Source organism: Streptomyces sp. NPDC107575 (assembly GCF_055657265.1).
Map to the genome: position 1 here is coordinate 420,742 of NZ_JBVKBG010000001.1, position 16,752 is coordinate 437,493.

16 protein-coding genes are annotated in these 16,752 nt (G+C 71.3%); 11 read left to right on the plus strand and 5 right to left on the minus strand.

The features are described 5' to 3' along the window. Positions 1 to 118 precede the first annotated feature (118 nt). Positions 119 to 295, plus strand: a complete 177-nt coding sequence (locus ACZ7L4_RS01960; protein WP_267072111.1) for a hypothetical protein — start codon at positions 119 to 121, stop codon at positions 293 to 295. Between the two features lie 124 nt (positions 296 to 419). On the opposite strand, the gene ACZ7L4_RS01965 is transcribed toward ACZ7L4_RS01960, so the two are convergent. Beyond that, on the minus strand, positions 420 to 2,063 hold the full coding sequence (locus ACZ7L4_RS01965; RefSeq protein WP_472098861.1) for an amidohydrolase: 1,644 nt from the start codon (positions 2,061 to 2,063) through the stop codon (positions 420 to 422). 43 nt (positions 2,064 to 2,106) lie between these two features. Then, positions 2,107 to 3,588 carry an APC family permease gene (locus tag ACZ7L4_RS01970; protein WP_472098863.1) on the minus strand — a complete coding sequence of 494 codons (1,482 nt, stop codon included), beginning with the start codon at positions 3,586 to 3,588 and terminating at the stop codon, positions 2,107 to 2,109. 139 nt (positions 3,589 to 3,727) lie between these two features. Here ACZ7L4_RS01970 and ACZ7L4_RS01975 point away from each other — a divergent pair, with 139 nt between their 5' ends. Then, a complete protein-coding gene (locus ACZ7L4_RS01975) occupies positions 3,728 to 4,423 on the plus strand; it encodes a TetR/AcrR family transcriptional regulator (protein ID WP_472098864.1) in 696 nt (231 codons plus the stop codon). A gap of 64 nt (positions 4,424 to 4,487) precedes the next feature. On the opposite strand, the gene ACZ7L4_RS01980 is transcribed toward ACZ7L4_RS01975, so the two are convergent. Then, on the minus strand, positions 4,488 to 5,378 hold the full coding sequence (locus tag ACZ7L4_RS01980; RefSeq protein ID WP_472098866.1) for an alpha/beta hydrolase: 891 nt from the start codon (positions 5,376 to 5,378) through the stop codon (positions 4,488 to 4,490). A gap of 175 nt (positions 5,379 to 5,553) precedes the next feature. Here ACZ7L4_RS01980 and ACZ7L4_RS01985 point away from each other — a divergent pair, with 175 nt between their 5' ends. Continuing rightward, on the plus strand, positions 5,554 to 6,426 hold the full coding sequence (locus ACZ7L4_RS01985) for a helix-turn-helix domain-containing protein (RefSeq protein WP_472098867.1): 873 nt from the start codon (positions 5,554 to 5,556) through the stop codon (positions 6,424 to 6,426). Positions 6,427 to 6,450: 24 nt separating this feature from the next. On the opposite strand, the gene ACZ7L4_RS01990 is transcribed toward ACZ7L4_RS01985, so the two are convergent. Then, a complete protein-coding gene (locus ACZ7L4_RS01990; protein WP_422429201.1) occupies positions 6,451 to 7,134 on the minus strand; it encodes a FadR/GntR family transcriptional regulator in 684 nt (227 codons plus the stop codon). A gap of 222 nt (positions 7,135 to 7,356) precedes the next feature. On the opposite strand from ACZ7L4_RS01990, the gene ACZ7L4_RS01995 reads away from it, so the two are divergent. The 8 genes from ACZ7L4_RS01995 (at position 7,357) to ACZ7L4_RS02030 (ending at position 15,377) form a co-directional block, all read left to right on the plus strand. Beyond that, the gene (locus ACZ7L4_RS01995) at positions 7,357 to 8,466 is read left to right on the plus strand and encodes a sugar ABC transporter substrate-binding protein (RefSeq protein ID WP_472100346.1); all 1,110 of its coding nucleotides are present in this window, start codon (positions 7,357 to 7,359) and stop codon (positions 8,464 to 8,466) included. Beyond that, the gene (locus tag ACZ7L4_RS02000; RefSeq protein ID WP_472098868.1) at positions 8,463 to 9,995 is read left to right on the plus strand and encodes a sugar ABC transporter ATP-binding protein; all 1,533 of its coding nucleotides are present in this window, start codon (positions 8,463 to 8,465) and stop codon (positions 9,993 to 9,995) included. The genes ACZ7L4_RS01995 and ACZ7L4_RS02000 overlap by 4 nt, the downstream gene beginning before the upstream one ends. 94 nt (positions 9,996 to 10,089) lie before the next feature. Next, a complete protein-coding gene (locus tag ACZ7L4_RS02005) occupies positions 10,090 to 11,046 on the plus strand; it encodes an ABC transporter permease (RefSeq protein WP_472100348.1) in 957 nt (318 codons plus the stop codon). Between the two features lie 36 nt (positions 11,047 to 11,082). After that, complete coding sequence (locus tag ACZ7L4_RS02010) at positions 11,083 to 12,426, plus strand: L-fuconate dehydratase (RefSeq protein ID WP_472098870.1); 1,344 nt, start codon at positions 11,083 to 11,085, stop codon at positions 12,424 to 12,426. 20 nt (positions 12,427 to 12,446) lie between these two features. Then, on the plus strand, positions 12,447 to 13,202 hold the full coding sequence (locus tag ACZ7L4_RS02015; protein WP_472100349.1) for an SDR family NAD(P)-dependent oxidoreductase: 756 nt from the start codon (positions 12,447 to 12,449) through the stop codon (positions 13,200 to 13,202). Positions 13,203 to 13,207: 5 nt separating this feature from the next. Beyond that, positions 13,208 to 14,206: an aldo/keto reductase gene (locus tag ACZ7L4_RS02020; RefSeq protein ID WP_472098871.1), complete on the plus strand. Its 999-nt coding sequence runs from the start codon at positions 13,208 to 13,210 to the stop codon at positions 14,204 to 14,206. Beyond that, entirely contained in the window at positions 14,203 to 14,517 is a 315-nt protein-coding gene (locus tag ACZ7L4_RS02025; RefSeq protein ID WP_472098873.1) for an L-rhamnose mutarotase, read from the plus strand. The genes ACZ7L4_RS02020 and ACZ7L4_RS02025 overlap by 4 nt, the downstream gene beginning before the upstream one ends. Continuing rightward, positions 14,514 to 15,377, plus strand: coding sequence for an amidohydrolase family protein (locus ACZ7L4_RS02030; RefSeq protein ID WP_472098875.1), 864 nt, complete (start codon positions 14,514 to 14,516; stop codon positions 15,375 to 15,377). The genes ACZ7L4_RS02025 and ACZ7L4_RS02030 overlap by 4 nt, the downstream gene beginning before the upstream one ends. On the opposite strand, the gene ACZ7L4_RS02035 is transcribed toward ACZ7L4_RS02030, so the two are convergent. After that, positions 15,338 to 16,747, minus strand: coding sequence for a lipase maturation factor family protein (locus tag ACZ7L4_RS02035; protein ID WP_472098877.1), 1,410 nt, complete (start codon positions 16,745 to 16,747; stop codon positions 15,338 to 15,340). The two genes, ACZ7L4_RS02030 and ACZ7L4_RS02035, sit on opposite strands and share 40 nt — an antisense overlap. Between the last annotated feature and the right edge of the window lie 5 nt (positions 16,748 to 16,752).

Consider the following 16,752-nt stretch of genomic DNA (forward strand, 5'->3'; position numbering starts at 1 on the left):
GACAACCGGCGCCACCGCGCCCGAACTGGCCCTCTACACCAGCCCATCGGGCGCCGGACCCCGCGCGACGCTGGGCCGGAGCGCCGGAGCGGGTTACCCGACACACAAGGAGTGCGCGGTGACACCAGAGAAGACGAATCGCGAACAGAGCCCCAAGGATCGAGCAGAGCGGGCCGGCCGGCGCAGGCCGGAGAAGCTCGGCAGTCTCGACGTCTGGGCGAGGTCGGCGCCGATCCGCCTCGCGGGGTACGAGGACGATTTGGCGGAGCCGCACATTCTGCCCAGCGTGGATTGAGCCGGGTCTCTTCGTTGCGCCGTGCCGGGGCTGGGGTCGCGGGGCTCTGCCCCGGGCCCCGCGCCTCAATCTCCCCCAGCTAACGCTGGGAGGTGCCCCCTGCGGGGCTTGATTTGCCGGCGCGTCAGCCGGCAAACACCCGTTGCCCGTCCACGAAGGTCTGCTCGACCCTCGTCGAGCCGATCTCCTCCGGCGGGCCCGCGAACGGGTCCCGGTCCAGGACCGTCAGGTCCGCCAAGTAACCCGCCGCGATCACCCCCGTCTCCGCGTCCAGATGGTTCACGTACGCGCTGCCGGAGGTGTACGCCGTCAGCGCGTCCGCGAGGCCGATCCGCTGCTCCGGCAGGAACACCGGAGTGCCGGCGGGCGCGTCCGGCAGTACCCGGTTCACCGCCACATGGATCCCCTGCAAGGGATCCGGGCTGCTCACCGGCCAGTCGCTGCCCGCCGCGAGCGTCGCCCCGGCCCGCAGCAGCGCCGCGAACGGGTACTGCCGCGCCGAGCGCTCCGCCCCGAGGAACGGGATCGTCAGGTCGTCCATCTGCGGCTCGTGCGCCGCCCACAGCGCCTGCGTGTTCGCCGTCGCGCCCAGCTCCCGGAACCGGCCGATGTCATCGGGGTGCACCACCTGGAGATGCGCGAGGTGCGGGCGCGTATCCGTCCAGCCATTGGCCTCCCGTGCCGCTTCGACGGCATCGAGTGCCTCGCGGACGGCCCGGTCGCCGAGCGCGTGGAAGTGCACCTGGAAACCGTGGGCGTCCAGTTCGGTCACGTACTTCTTCAGCGCCTCGGGCGGTACGAAGCTGATCCCGCTGTTGTCCGAGCGGCAGCCGCAGCCATCGAGATACGGGCCGAGCAGTGCCGCCGTGCCGTTCTCCGCGACGCCGTCCTGCATGATCTTCACGGTCGTCGAGCTGAGCCGGCCGCGGGTGCCGGCCGCGCGCCGCGCGAGGAGTTCCTCGATCTGTTCGGTGCCGCGCGCCCGGTCCCACCACAGCGCGCCCACGACTCGCGCGGTGAGCCGCCCGTCGTCGGCGCAGGCCAGATACGCGTCCGTGGGGTCGGTCAGATTGGCGTGATCGCCGAGGATGGCGTCCTGCCAGGCCGTGACGCCGAGGGAGTGCAGGTGCTCCTGGGCGCGGAGCAGCCCCGCGATCCGCTCCTCGCGGGTGACCGGCGGGAGCAGCCGTCCGACGAGGTTCGCGGCGCCCTCCTGGAGCATGCCCGTCGGCACGCCGTCCGCGTCGCGCTCGATACGGCCGTCCGACGGGTCGGGGGTGCGGGCGTCGATCCCGGCGGTCCGCAGGGCGCGCGAGTTGACCCAGGCCCCGTGGTGGTCGCGATTGACCAGATACACCGGCCGGTCCGGCACCAGGGCGTCCAGCTCGGCCGCCGTCGGCAGCCCGCCGGGGAACGCCTCCATCGCCCAGCCGCCCCCGGTGATCCACTCGGCGTCCGGGTGCGCGCTCGCGTACGCGGCGATCCGCTCCCGGTACTCGGCGAGCGTGGTGAAGCCGCTCAGGTCGCACTGGCCCATCTCCATGCCCGCCCCGACGGGGTGCGCGTGCGCGTCCTGAAAGCCGGGGACCAGCAACTTCCCCTTCAGGTCGACGACTTCGGTGCGCGGGCCGATGAACTCGCGCACCTCGTCATGGCCGACGGCGACGATCCACTCGCCCCGCACCGCGACGCTCGTGGCGCGCGAGCGGGAGGGGGAGCCGGTGTGGACGGGACCGCCGGTGAGGACGAGGTCGGCGGGTGCGGGCATGGTCTCAACTCCTGGTACGTGTACGGGTGTTACAGGGGTGTGGTCAGGTGGCCGTCGGCCCGGCCAGTTCGACGGCATCGGCGTCCGTGCCGCGCCCGGTCCTGAAGTACGGGGAGCGGCGCCCGTACTTGGCGACGGCGGCCATCGCCAGACCGGACACCACGATCGTCGCGGGCACCGCCAGCATGAACCAGCCGTTGTCCGGCGACAGTTCGAGGTGGTCGCTCATCGTCGCGTACGAGTACGCCAGGTACGCCCCGATGCCGAGCAGGGTGAGCGCGCTGAGCCCCGGCACGACGACCGCGCGCACCGCCTCCCGGGGTGCGGTGCGCAGCAGCGCGCGGAAGCGGACCGAGCAGGCGAGGGCCGTGAGGCCGTAGTAGAGGGCGACGGTGAGCCCGATGGAGTTCACCGCGGCGAGGATCATCTCGTTCAACTTCGGTATCGCCAGGGCCAGCAGGGCGACCGCCGCCGCGATCGACATCACGACGACGGTGCCTGCGGCGGGCGAACCGTAGCGGGGGCTCACCCGCGTCCAGATCCGCCCCATCGTGCGGTCCCGGCCCATCGCGAGGAGTCCGCGGGCCGTCGGGATCACGCTGGCCTGCAGGGACGCCACCGCAGAGAAGAGCAGTGCGAGCAGCGGCAGGCTGGCGACCGGCTCGTCGGCGAGCTTCGCGCCGAGGTAGGTGAGGGCCTGCGGGCCCTGCTCGACCAGTTCGGGCAGGGACATCTCGCGCTGGAAGGCCACGGAACCGTAGAGGAAGAGCCCGAGCATCGCGAACAGGGCGATCAGTCCTCCGCGGCCCGCGTCCCGCACGTCCTTCGTCTCCTCGGTGACCGTGAACGCCGCGTCCCAGCCCCAGTAGAAGAACACCGCGAGGACCAGGCCCTGTGCGAAGGCGGTGCCGTCGTGGATGGCGAAGGGGTTGAACCACGACCACTGGAAGGCGTGCGAGCCGGTGACCAGGGACCAGCCGCAGAACCCGAGCAGCACGACGTACTCGAACCCGAGCAGCCACGCCTGGAGGCGGGTCGCCTTGCGGACGCCGGTCACCGCCGTGATCGTGACGGCGGTGAGCACGAGCAGGCCGACGACGGTCGAAAGCGCCGTCGAGTTCGGGTCGAGGTCGAGGCCGAACAGGGTATGCAGCCGGGCCTTGTTGGCGAACTGCAGGAAGACGGACCCCGTCACGGCGCTCGTGTACGCCATGAAGACCAGCGTGCCGACGAGGGTGACCCAGCCCGTGAGGAAGCCCAGCCAGGGGCCGAGGGAGCCGCCCACCCAGACGTAGCCGCTGCCCATGTTCGGTTCCTGGCGGTTCAGGCGGGCGTAGGCCACCGCGATCCCCAGGATCGGCAGGAACGCGACCAGCAGGACCGCCGGGGCGTGCAGCCCGACCGTCGCGGCGAGGGAGCCCATCCCGATGCCGATGCTGGTGGTCGCGGCGGTGCTGGACGCGGCGATGGCGATGCCGTCGACGACACCGAGGGAACGGCGCAGGCCTGGTGGTTCGCTTCTCATGGTCGATCTCCTGACGGCAGGGAGGCAGGGGAGAGGGAGGTGCGCGAGGGGCGGTGACCGCGATCAAATCGGGCTTGTCAGCTTGCGTCAATGGTGTTGTCATAAGCCGGACGTGCTGGGCGAGGGAGGGCGGACAGCCATGTCGGAGGGGCGGATTCCGGAGGAGCGGCGGCGCCGCAAGCCGACGAAGTCGGGGGTGCTGCTGTCGGAGGACGTGATCGTCGACTGCGCGCTGCGCCTGGTCGGACAGCACGGCCCCGACGCGCTGAGCGTGCGCCGTCTCGGCGCGGCCCTGGGCTGCGATCCGAGCGCGCTGTACCGCTACTTCCACAGCACGGACGATCTGCTGCTCGCCGTCTCCGACCGGATCATCGGCGAGGCCATGGACGGCTTCGAGCCCGAGCGGATGACCTGGCGCGACGGGCTGCGCGAGTTCGCCCTGCGCATCCATCGCGGGTATCGCGCGCACCCGCGGGTGGCGGCCCTCGCGGCGTACCGGGTCACGCGGCGCGCGCACGAGTTCCGGGCCGTCGACGCGGGTATCGGCCTGCTCCGCCGGGCCGGCTTCGGGGCGGAGGACGCGGTGCGGCACTACTCGGCCTTCGTCGACACCGTCCTCGGCCACGCGGCCCTGGACGCCGCGTACCTGGCGCTGCCCGCGGAGCGGCGGGAGGCGGACGACCGGGCGTGGACGGGGGAGTACGCGAACCTGCCGGCGGAGTCGCATCCCCAACTCGGCGAGGTGCGGGAGCACTTGCCGCTGATGGCGGGGAGCTCGTTCGAGGTGGCGTTGGAGCTGTTGCTGACGGCGGTGGAGGTGGCGGCTTCGGAGTGAGGGCGTGCGAAGGCCCCACGCCCGCGGCAGGCGTGGGGCCTTCGTGAACGTCGCGTCGCCGGTCTCAGAGGTGCTTGCCGAAGAAGTCGACGAGCTTGGCGGTGGCCTGGGTGACGGCCTCTTCCATGTCGTACAGGTCGACGTGTGTCGCGCCGGGCACGGTGAACAGTTCGGCGGTGGGTCCCGCCTTCTCCACCGCGTCCTGGCTGAAGGCGAGCGTGGCGGCCTCCGTGCCCGCGATCATCAGCAGCGGACGCGGGGCGATCCTGTGCACCTCGGCGTAGGCGTCGAACTGGGCCAGCTGATCGGCGCTGCGCAGCGCGTAGGCGCCGATCGAGCGCGGGTGCTGGGCGCGCGGCGTCCTGTAGTAGTCGAAGAACTCCCGGACGGGCGCGGGCGTCGACTCGTCCACCGCGTCCGGCAGTACGGGCACAAGTCGCACCGGTTCGCCCGCGGCCTCCTCGGTGCGGGCCTTCCCGGACCGGGCGACGAGTTCCTCGAAGCCCTCCGGGTCGGCGGAGTGGAAGAAGCCGGGCACGTCCGCCGCGCTCACGGTGGCGACCGCCTTCATCCGGTGATCGGTCTGCGCGGCGTACGGGGCGTAGCCGCCGGAGCCGCAGATCCCGAGGACGCCGATGCGCTCGGGGTCGACGTCCTCGCGGGTGGTCAGGTACGTGACGGCGTTGCGGAAGTCCTCGGCGCGCTGGAACGGGTTCTCCAGAGCACGCGGCAGGCCCTCGCTCTCGCCCTGGTGGGCGGCGTCGAAGGCGAGCGCGAGGTAGCCCGCGTCGGCGAGCCGCTGGGCGTAGAGGGCCGCGGTCTGCTCCTTGACGCCGGTCGTGGGGTGACCGACCACGACGGCGGCGCGGCGTTCGCCGTCCGGGCGGACGACGGGGGAGTAGAGGTGCCCCGCGAGTTTCATTCCGCTGCTGAGGAATGCGACGTCGGTCTTCATTTCTGTTTCCTCTTTCGAGTCGATGCGAGCCAATGCGCCGATACCGGGTGGCGACATGGAGACGGTCACACGCACCGCACGGGCACACAATGGGCCTTTTCGGGCCTGGGACAGCGGTGTCCTGGGACAGAACCGTCCCCCTCACGGAGGGGCCGCCCCCTGGCACACTTCAGACATGAGCGGTGACAAGCACCCCAACGAACTGGGCGCGTTCCTGAAGGCCCGCAGGGCCGAGCTGAGCCCCCGGACGGTCGGCCTGCCCGATCCCGGGGTGAAGCGCCGTGTCAAGGGGCTGCGCCGTGAGGAGGTGGCCTTGCTCGCCTCCATCAGCACCGACTACTACACCCGCCTCGAGCAGGGGCGCAGGCAGGCGTCGGGCCCGGTGCTCGACATCCTCGCGCAGGTCCTGCACCTCGACGACGAGGAGCGGGCGTATCTCTTCGAACTGGCGGGGAGGACGACCGCGGCCCGGCCCCGCAAACAGTCCGCGCAACAGGCGCAGCCCCAACTGAGGCGCGTCATCGACGAACTCACCACGACACCGGCGATGGTCCTCGGCCGACGTATGGACATTCTGGCGTGGAATCCGATGGCGGCCGCACTGCTCGTCGATTTCTCGGCGGTCCCGGAGAAACGCCGAAATTACATCTGGCTGTTGTTCACGGACCCGAAGATGAAGTCGGTGCACGCGGAATGGGAGAGGACCGCACGTTCCTGTGTCGCGATGCTGCGCAAGGAGGCGGGGCGCAATCCGCAGGACCAGCGGATGGCCCAGCTGATCGGTGAGCTGTCGATGCGGGACGAGGACTTCCGTCGCTGGTGGGGCGACCACCGAGTGGCCTCGCTCGGCCGTGGCAGCAAGGTCCTGCACCACCCCGTGGCCGGCGAACTCACCCTGGACTGGGACGCCCTCGCCTGCGCCACGGACCCCGACCAGCAACTGGTCGTCTGGACGGCGGAGCCGGGCACGCCGTCGCACGACGGGTTGCGCATCTTGGCGTCGTGGTCGACCACGACGAGCCCCGCCGGAGGGGCGAGCGCGCGCTAGGGGGACCGTCGGGGCGCGGGGGCGTCAGTCCAGCTGGCCCCGCAGCCACTCCTCCACCTCGCCCACATGCGCCGCGGCGGCGGCCCGTGCCGCCTCCGGGTCGTGGGCGGTCAGGGCGCGGAGGATGCGGGCGTGTTCGCGGCGGGTGCGTTCGAAGGCGCCCTCCTGTTCGTAGCCGCGCCACACGCGGGCGCGGAAGGTCCGGGAGGACAGGCCTTCCAGGATCGCCGCCATCGTGTCGTTGCCCGCGGCCGCCGCGATCGTCCGGTGGAACGCGAGGTCGTGCGAGAGGATCTCGTCCGGGTCGTCCGTCGCCTCCATCGCCGCCAAGTGGTCTTCCACCTCGGCGAGTTGAGCGCGGGTGATGCGGGCCGCGGCGAGCGCCGTGGCCGTCGACTCCAGGATGCGGCGCACCTCCAGGAGTTCCACCAGTCCAGGCCCGCGCGACAGGTCGGCGACCACCCCGAACGTCTCCAGGAGGTCGCCGGCCTCCAACTGCGTGACGTAGATGCCTGATCCGTGCCGTGCCTCCAGGGCGCCGAGCACCGTGAGCGCCCGGATCGCCTCCCGCATGGAACTGCGCGAGATGCCGAGCTGCGCCGCCAGGTCCCGCTCGGTGGGCAGCCGTTGGCCCGGCTGCAGCTCGCCGCTGCCGATCATCGCCTTGAGCTGTTCAATGGCCCGCTGGGTGACGGTGGCCTTCTGCATGCCGCGCAGTGTAGCCAGCCGGGTGGTCGGACCACTAGCGGGAAAGTCGGACCTCTTCACGGAGTCGGGCCCAGTAAATACCCAGAAAACTTGGGTACGAAGGGTGTTGGGGCGGCGAAGTGGTCTGATAAATATCTCGGCGCGGGCCGGATCCGGAGGGGTGGAGACCGGCCGCGCCCATGACTTCAGGAGCCGAGGAGCAGTCCGATGACTGGCACCACGATGGACTCGAAGGGGACGACCAGGAGGAACGGGGCGGCACGCGCCCGCAGTTCCCGAAGGCGAGGGCTGGGCGCCGTGGCCCTGTTCGGCTGCGCCGCGCTCGCCCTCGCCGCCTGCGGCAGCACCAAGGACACCGCCGCCGGAGCGGGCGGTGGCGGTGGTGGAGGCGGCGACGGCAAGGGCAAGGTCGGCGTCGTACTGCCGCTGCTGACCTCGCCGTTCTGGCAGTCGTACAACGACTACGTGCCGAAGATGGCGAAGTCCGAGGGCGTCGACGCGCTGAAGACCGTCAACTCCAACAGCGACCCCTCGCAGCAGATCACGGACATCAACAACCAGCTCAACCAGGGTGTCAAGGGCCTCGTCGTCGCACCGCTCGACAGCGCCGCCATCGGCGCCGGGCTCGACCAGGCCGAACGCAAGGGCGTGCCGGTCGTCGCCGTGGATGTCGCGCCCGACAAGGGCAAGGTCGCCATGGTCGTCCGCGCCAACAATGTCGCGTACGGCAAGAAGGCCTGCACCTACCTCGGTGATCACGTGAAGTCGGGAAAGGTCGTCCAGATCATGGGTGACCTCGCCTCCGTGAACGGGCGCGAGCGCTCCAAGGCGTTCCGGGACTGCGTCAAGGAGAAGTATCCGAAGCTGAAGGTCCTGGAGATCCCGGCGAAGTGGGAGTCGGACACCGCCGCCTCCAAGCTCGACACCCTCCTCAACGCCAACCCCGACATCAAGGGCATCTACATGCAGGCGGGCGGCGTCTATCTCGCGCCGACCCTGCAGACCCTCAAGTCCAAGGGAATGCTGGAGAAGGCGGGATCCGCCAAGCACATCACGATCGTGTCGAACGACGGCATCCCGCAGGAGTTCGACGCCATCCGCAAGGGTCAGATCGACGCGACGGTCTCGCAGCCCGCCGACACGTACGCCAAGTACGGCATGTACTACATCAAGGCGGCCATGCAGGGGAAGAAGTTCAAGCCCGGACCGACCGACCACGGCTCGAAGATCGTGAAGCTGCCCAGCGGCACCCTCGAGGACCAGCTGCCCGCCCCGCTGGTCACCAAGAAGAACGTCGACGACCCCGAGCTGTGGGGAAACACCGTCAAATGACCGCCGCCACCCCGCCCTTGGTCGAGGCCCGCGGCATCGTCAAGCGCTACGGGCCCACGGTCGCCCTCGCCGACGGCCGGCTCACCGTGCGCGCCGGCGAGTCCCACGCGCTCGTCGGGCGCAACGGCGCGGGCAAGTCCACGCTCGTCCAGGTCCTCACCGGACTCCAGGCCGCCGACGAGGGCACGCTCACCTTCGACGGGCGGCCCGCACCCGCGCTCGGCGACCGCGAGGCCTGGCGTGCCAAGGTCGCCTGCGTCTACCAAAAGCCCACCGTCATCCCCGAGTTGACCGTCGCGGAGAACCTGTTCCTGAACCGGCAGCCCGGTTCCCGGCGCGGCTTCTTCAGCTGGAAGAAGCTCGACGCCGAGGCCGGCGAACTGCTCGACACCTGGGACGTTCGCGTCGACCCCGGCGCGCGCACCGCCGACCTCAAGGTCGAGGACCGGCAAATGGTCGAGATCGCACGGGCGTTGAGCGGCGGCGCCCGCTTCATCGTGCTCGACGAGCCGACCGCGCAGCTCGACAACCGCGAGATCGAGCGTCTCTTCGCCCGCATGCGCGCCCTCCAGGACTCCGGCGTCACCTTCCTGTTCATCTCGCACCACCTCCAGGAGGTGTACGAGGTGTGCCAGACGGTCACCGTGCTCCGCGACGCCCGCTGGATCACCACCGCTCCCGTCGCCGAACTGCCCCGGCCCGCCCTCGTCGAGGCGATGGCGGGGGAGGCGGTCGCGGAACAGGCGGCGGCAGCGGCGGAGGCCGTCGTCGAGCAGGCCGCCGAGGAGGCCGTCGAGCCCGTCGTGCTCGAGGTCGCAGGCCTCACATCGGAGACGTACGAGGACGTGGAGCTGACCGTGCGGCGCGGCGAGGTCGTCGGGCTCGCGGGCTCCAGCGGCAGCGGCAAGATCGCCCTCGCGGAGTCCCTCGCCGGACTGCACACACCCACATCCGGCACCGCCCGGCTCGACGGGCGTCCGCTGCCCTTCGGAGACGTGTCCGCCGCGCTCGCCGCGGGGGTGGGGTGTGTGCCGCGCGACCGGCACGACCAGGGTCTCGTCACCGGGATGTCCATCGGCGACAACTCCACGCTGTCGGTGCTCGGGCGGCTCGGCCGGCGCGGATTCATCGGCACGGAGAGCCGCCGACGGTTCGCCCGTGAGCTGATCGAGCGGCTCGACATCCATGCGGAGGGGCCCGACCAGCCGGTCTCCGACCTGTCCGGCGGCAACGCGCAGAAGGTGGTGATGGCCCGAGCGCTCGCCTCCGACCCGCGGCTGCTCGTGCTCATCAACCCGACCGCCGGGGTCGACGTGAAGTCGAAGGAGTCGCTGCTGCGGAGGGTCGACAGCGCGCGGGACGACGGCACGGCGGTGCTCGTCGTGTCGGACGAGCTCGACGACCTGCGGCGCTGCGACCGGGTGCTTGTGCTTTTTCACGGGCGGGTGGTTGCGGAGCATGTCGCGGGTTGGGCGGACCATTCGCTGATCGCGTCGATCGAAGGGGTTTCCAGTGACGTCCACCCGTAAAGTTGCGGTCACTCCGGTGCCCAGGCCTCGGGGCTCTGCCCCGGACCCCGCTGGCTCTCGTCCAACAGCGGGGCTCAAAAGTGCCAAGGGCGTCCTGCTGCGCCGTGCACGCGAACTCGCCCTCGTCCCCGCCCTGTTGCTGCTCCTCGTCCTCGGTGCCGTGCTCAACGACTCGTTCCTGACCGAGCAGAACATCATCTCCATCCTCGGCTCCTCCGCCGCCCTCGCGATGGTGGTGCTCGCCGAGTCGCTCGTGCTCATCAGCGGCAAGTTCGACCTGTCGCTGGAGTCGGTCGTCGGTATCGCGCCCGCCTTCGGCGCCCTGCTCGTGCTGCCCGTCGCGCAGTCCGGGTTCGGGACCGAATTCCCCGTCGCCGTCTCGCTGTTGGCGGTGCTCGTGGCCGGGGCCTGCATCGGCGCGTTCAACGGTGTGCTCGTCGTCAAGCTGAAGCTCAACGCGTTCATCGTGACGCTCGCGATGCTGATCGTGCTGCGCGGACTGCTCGTCGGCGCGACCAAGGGCAAGACGCTGTTCGGGATGCCCGACGCGTTCTTCGCGCTCGCCACCTCCACGTTCCTGCGCATCCCGATGTCGGTGTGGTTCGCCGCCGTCGCGTTCGGGATCGCGGGGCTCGTCCTCAAGTACCACCGCGTGGGCCGCGCCCTGTACGCGATCGGCGGCAACGCCGAGGCCGCGCGCGCCGCCGGCATCCGGGTCGAGCGCGTCATGCTCGGTGTCTTCGTGGTCGCGGGTGTCCTCGCCTCCGTCGGCGGCATCATGCAGACCGGATACGTGGGTGCCATCAGCGCCAACCAGGGCAACAACATGATCTTCACGGTGTTCGCCGCCGCGGTCATCGGAGGCATCAGCCTCGACGGCGGCAAGGGCACCATGTTCGGCGCCCTGACCGGCGTGCTGCTGCTCGGTGTCGTACAGAACATGCTGACCCTCGCCCAGGTGCCGTCCTTCTGGATCCAGGCCATCTACGGCGGAATCATCCTGCTCGCCCTCATGGTCGCCCGTGTCACCACCGGCCGCGCCCAGGACTGACGCCGCCCGCCCACGCCCCCGCCCGAAAGGCAGCACGTGTCCTCCACCTCGCCCCGTGTCACCGCCGTCGACACGTACGACATCCGGTTCCCGACCTCCCGGGAGCTTGACGGCTCCGACGCCATGAACCCCGATCCCGACTACTCCGCCGCGTACGTCGTGCTGCGCACCGACGACCCGGACGGGCACGAGGGGCACGGATTCACCTTCACCATCGGGCGCGGCAACGACGTCCAGGTCGCCGCGATCCGCGCGCTGAGCCACCACGTCGTGGGCCGCCCGCTCGACGCGCTGTGCGCCGACCCCGGAAGCCTCAACCGCGACCTGATCGGCGACAGCCAACTGCGGTGGCTCGGGCCCGAGAAGGGCGTGATGCACATGGCGATCGGCGCCGTCGTCAACGCGGCCTGGGACCTCGCCGCCAAGCGTGCCGCCAAGCCGCTGTGGCGGCTGCTCGCCGAGGCCGAGCCCGAGTGGCTGGTGTCCCAGGTCGACTTCCGCTACATCGCCGACGCGCTCACCCCCGAAGAGGCCCTGGAGCTGCTTCGGGCGGGACGGCAGGGCGCCGCCGACCGCACCGCACGCCTCGTCGAGCGCGGCTACCCCGGCTACACCACCTCGCCCGGCTGGCTCGGCTACAGCGACGAGAAGCTCACCCGCCTCGCCCGGCAGGCCGTCGCCGACGGCTTCACCCAGATCAAGCTGAAGGTCGGCGCCGACCTCGACGACGACATCCGCCGCTGCCGCACCGCCCGCGCGGTCGTCGGCCCCGACATCCGCATGGCCGTCGACGCCAACCAGCGCTGGAACGTCGGCGACGCCGTCCAATGGACCAACGCCCTCGCCGAGTTCGCGCCCTACTGGGTGGAGGAGCCCACCAGCCCCGACGACATCCTGGGGCACGCCGCCATCCGTCGCGGAGTCGCACCCGTGAAGGTCGCCACCGGCGAACACGTGCAGAACCGCGTCGTGTTCAAGCAGCTCCTCCAGGCCGGCGCCATCGACATCCTGCAGATCGACGCCGCACGCGTCGGCGGTGTCAACGAGAACCTGGCGATCCTGCTGCTCGCCGCGAAGTTCGGCGTCCCCGTGTGCCCGCACGCGGGCGGCGTCGGCCTGTGCGAACTCGTCCAGCACCTGTCGATGTTCGACTACGTCGCACTGTCCGGCACCACCGAGGACCGTGTCATCGAGTACGTCGACCATCTGCACGAGCACTTCGTCGACCCGGTCGTGATCCGCCAGGGCCACTACGCCGCCCCGACGGCCCCCGGCTTCTCCGCGACCATGCACGCCTCGTCCATCGCCGAATTCACCTACCCGGACGGCGAGTTCTGGGTGAAGGACCTCGCCACCGAACCGAACGGAGCCGCCGCATGAGCGATGCCAGTGTCCTGAACGTGAAGGACTTCGCAGGCCTGAAGGCCCTCGTCACCGGCGGCGCCTCCGGCATCGGCCGCGCCACCGCGGAGCTGCTCGCCGAGCGCGGCGCCGAGGTCGCCGTGCTCGACCGCGACATCACCGACGTGGAGAAGCCACTGCGCGGATACGCCGCCGATGTCACCGACGACACCGCCGTGCGGGCCGCCGTGGCCGCGGCCGTCGGGGACCTCGGCGGACTCGACGTCCTCGTCAACAACGCGGGCATCGGCGCCCAGGGCACCGTCGCCGACAACGACGACGCCGAATGGCACCGCGTCCTCGACGTCAACGTCGTCGGGATGGTCCGCGTGGCACGGGCAGCGCTCCCCGCGCTGCGGGACTCCGAGTCCGCCGCGATCGTCAACACCTGCTCCATAGCCGCCACGGCGGGACTCCCGCAGCGGGCCCTGTACGCGGCGTCCAAGGGCGCCGTCCTCTCCCTCACCCTCGCGATGGCCGCCGATCACATCCGCGAGGGCATCCGCGTCAACTGCGTCAACCCCGGCACCGCCGACACACCCTGGGTCGGCCGCCTCCTCGACAAGGCCGACGATCCGGCCGCCGAACGCGCCGCCCTCGAAGCCCGCCAGCCCACCGGTCGCCTGGTCTCCGCCGCCGAAGTCGCGGGCGCCATCGTCCACTTGGCGAGCCCGCTGTCCGGCGCGACGACCGGCACGTCCATAGCCGTGGACGGCGGCATGCAGGGGCTGCGCCTGCGCCCCGTGGAACAGTGACCCGCATGCGCACCCGCACGCTCGGCCGCACCGACGTCCCGGTCAGCGCGCTCGGCTTCGGCGGCGCGGCCATCGGCAACCTCTACACACCCGTCCGCGACGACGAGGCCCACCTCGCTCTGGACGCCGCGTGGGAGGCGGGCCTGCGCTACTTCGACACCGCGCCGCACTACGGCCTCGGCCTCTCCGAGCGCCGGATCGGGGAGTACCTGCGCGGCCGGCCCACGGGCTCGTACACCCTGTCCACGAAGGTCGGCAGGCTCCTCGAACCGTACGACGGGGGTGGCGACGACAGCGCCCACGGCTTCGCCGTGCCCGCCACCACGCGCCGGGTGTGGGACTTCAGCGCGGCCGGGGTGCGCCGCTCCATCGAGGAGAGCCTCGGCCGGCTCGGCCTCGACCGGATCGACGTCGCCTACCTCCACGACCCCGACGACCACGCGAAGGAGGCGTTCGGCGAGGCCTACCCCGAGCTGGAGCGGCTGCGCGGCGAAGGGCTCGTCGGTGCCATCGGCGCGGGCATGAACCAGTCCGCGATGCTCACCCGCTTCGTCCGTGACACCGACGTGGACGTGGTGCTGTGCGCCGGCCGCTACTCCCTGCTCGACCAGCGGGCCCTGAAGCAGCTGCTGCCCGCCGCCACCGAACGCGGCGTGTCCGTCGTCATCGGCGGCGTCTTCAACTCCGGACTGCTCGCCGATCCCAAACAGGGCGGCACCTTCGACTACGCCCTCGCCCCGCCCGAGGTCCTCTCCCGCGCCCGCCGCTTCCAGGACCTCGCCGAACGTCACGGCACCACGCTGCGCGCCGCCGCGCTGGCCTTCCCGTTCGGCCACCCGGGCGTCACCAGCGTGCTCGTCGGCACCCGCTCGGCGGCCGAAGTCGCCGACACGGCAAGGCAGTTCGCCGCCGAGGTCCCCGCCGCGTTCTGGCAGGAGGCCCGAGACCAGCACCTCCTCCCGGCCGACGTGCCCGTCCCCGCTGAACAGGAGCCGCACACGTGAGAATCGCCCTGCACACCAAGGTCCGCGCCGACCTGATCGACGCGTACGAGGCCGCCCATCGCGAGGTGCCGGAGGAGCTCGTCGCCGCGATCCGCGCGGCGGGGGCCCGGCAGTGGACGATCTGGCGCAGCGGCACCGACCTGTTCCACGTCATCGAGTGCGAGGACTACGCCCGCATGCTCGCCGAACTCGAGAAACTGCCCGTGAACATCGCCTGGCAGGCCCGCATGGACGAACTCCTCGACGTCGCCCACGACTACTCCGCAGAAGGCACCGACGCCGGACTGCCCGTCGTGTGGGAGCTGCCGTGACCCCCGGAATCGTCGACGCGCACCACCACGTCTGGGACCTGTCCGTACGCGACCAGGACTGGATCACCGGCCCCGAACTCGCCCCGATCCGCCGCACGTTCACCCTCGACGAGCTGGCCCCCGAGCTGCGGGCGGCCGGCGTCGAGGCCACCGTGCTCGTGCAGACGGTGACCGTCGCCGAGGAGACGCCCGAGCTCCTGGCGCTCGCCTCGCGCAGCGGCCTCGTCGAGGGCGTGGTCGGCTGGACCGATCTCACCCGGCCCGACGTCCGCGACACCCTGGAGCGGCTGCGCGAGCTGCCCGGCGGGCGGCACCTGGTCGGCATCCGGCACCAGGTGCAGGGCGAGAGCGACCCCGAGTGGCTCCTGCGGCCCGACGTGCGGCGCGGGCTCGCCGCCGTCGCGGACGCCGGGCTGGTCTACGACCTGGTGGTCCTGCCGCACCAGTTGCCGGCCTGCGTCAAGGCCGCCGCCGAGCATCCCGGACTCACCTTCGTCCTCGACCACTTGGGCAAGCCGCCGATCGCGGCGGGGGAGCTGCTCCCCTGGCGGGACGACGTGCGCGCGCTCGCCGCTCTGCCCAACACCGTCTGCAAACTCTCCGGCATGGTCACCGAGGCCGACTGGGCGGACTGGACGGTCGACCATCTGCGGCCCTACGCGGACACGGTCGTCGACGCCTTCGGCCCCGCCCGCGTGATGTTCGGCTCCGACTGGCCGGTGTGCACGCTCGCGGCGACGTATCAGCAAGTGCTTGGCGCGGCACGGGAGTTGGTCGGCGGCGCGGACTCGCACGTCTTCGGGGAGACCGCCCGCCGTGTCTACCTCAGCCGGGTCGGCGGCAGGAACTCCCGTACGTAGGTCCGCTCCCACCACGCCCCCGTCTCCCGCAGCTCCCGCCAGGACGTGAAGCGGTAGCGGTACACGCGCGCCCGGATGTGCACGGGCGGCGCGTCGGCCGGGAAGGGGGAGCGGCGCAGCAGCCGCAGGGTGTCCCGATCGCCCTCCAGGAGCCGCTCGACCAGGCCCTGGAACCACGACCGGGCGTAGGCGGGGGACAGTGCGGCGAACCACATCATCCAGTCGAGCCGCAGATGGTACGGCGCGAACTGGCGGGGCAGGCGGCGCGGATCGCCCGGCTTGCCCTTGAACTCGTAGGCCAGCCAGCCCGATTCGGGGCGCGGCACCTCGTCCGTCGTGCCCTCGATCACGATCTCCTGGCGGACCCGGCCGACCGAGCCGAACGCCCCGTACGTGTTGACCAGGTGCAGGGAGTCGTACGAGCGGTTCATGGACTGGCGGGGCGAGAGCAGATTGCGCACCGGCCGGTAGCTGAGCGCCGCGACCGCCGCCGTGAGGGCGATGACCACCACCTCGTACCAGAGCGGCGCTCCGGGCAGCGCCGGTGCGGTGTGCAGGGAGGACAGGTCGAGGGCGGAGGCGGCCAGGACGATCGCCAGCCAGTTCAGCCACGCGAAGTTGCCCGAGGCGACCAGCCACAGCTGGGTGACGATCATCAGGGCGGCCGCCCACGTCGCGACCGGCTGCGGGGCGAAGAGCAGGAAGGGGACCACCAACTGGGTGACGTGGTTGGCGGCGACCTCCACCCGGTGCAGCGGGCGCGGCAGGTGGTGGAAGAACCAGCTCAGCGGGCCCGGCATCGGCTGCGTCTCGTGGTGGAAGTCGAGACAGGTCAGCTTCCGCCAGCACTCGTCGCCGCGCATTTTGATCAGCCCGGCCCCGAATTCGAGGCGGAACAGCACCCAGCGCAGCAGGAACAGCACCAGGACCGGCGGCGCCACCTCGTCGTTGCCGAGGAACACCGCCAGGAAGCCGACCTCCAGGAGCAGCGACTCCCAGCCGAAGCCGTACCAGGTCTGGCCGACGTTCACGATCGACAGATACAGCGCCCACGGCACCAGCCACAGCGCCATCGCCGCCCACAGCGGCAGCAGCCCGTCCACCCCGGCGAGCAGCCCGGCCGACACCGCCGCGCCGCCCCACGCGCACCCGGCGAAGAACCGGTCCGAGTAGTGCAGCCGGAACAGCGAGGGCGCCGCCTTCCACGGCACGCGCGCCACGAAGCGGGGGACCGGCGTCATCCCGCGCTCCCCGATCAGCGCCCGGAACTGCAGCGCCGCCGCCACGAACGCGACGAGGTAGAGCGCCGCGAGCCCGCGCTGGAACACCAGGCGGGCGAGCCAGAGGTCCGAGGCTCCGAACCAGTCCATGCCTC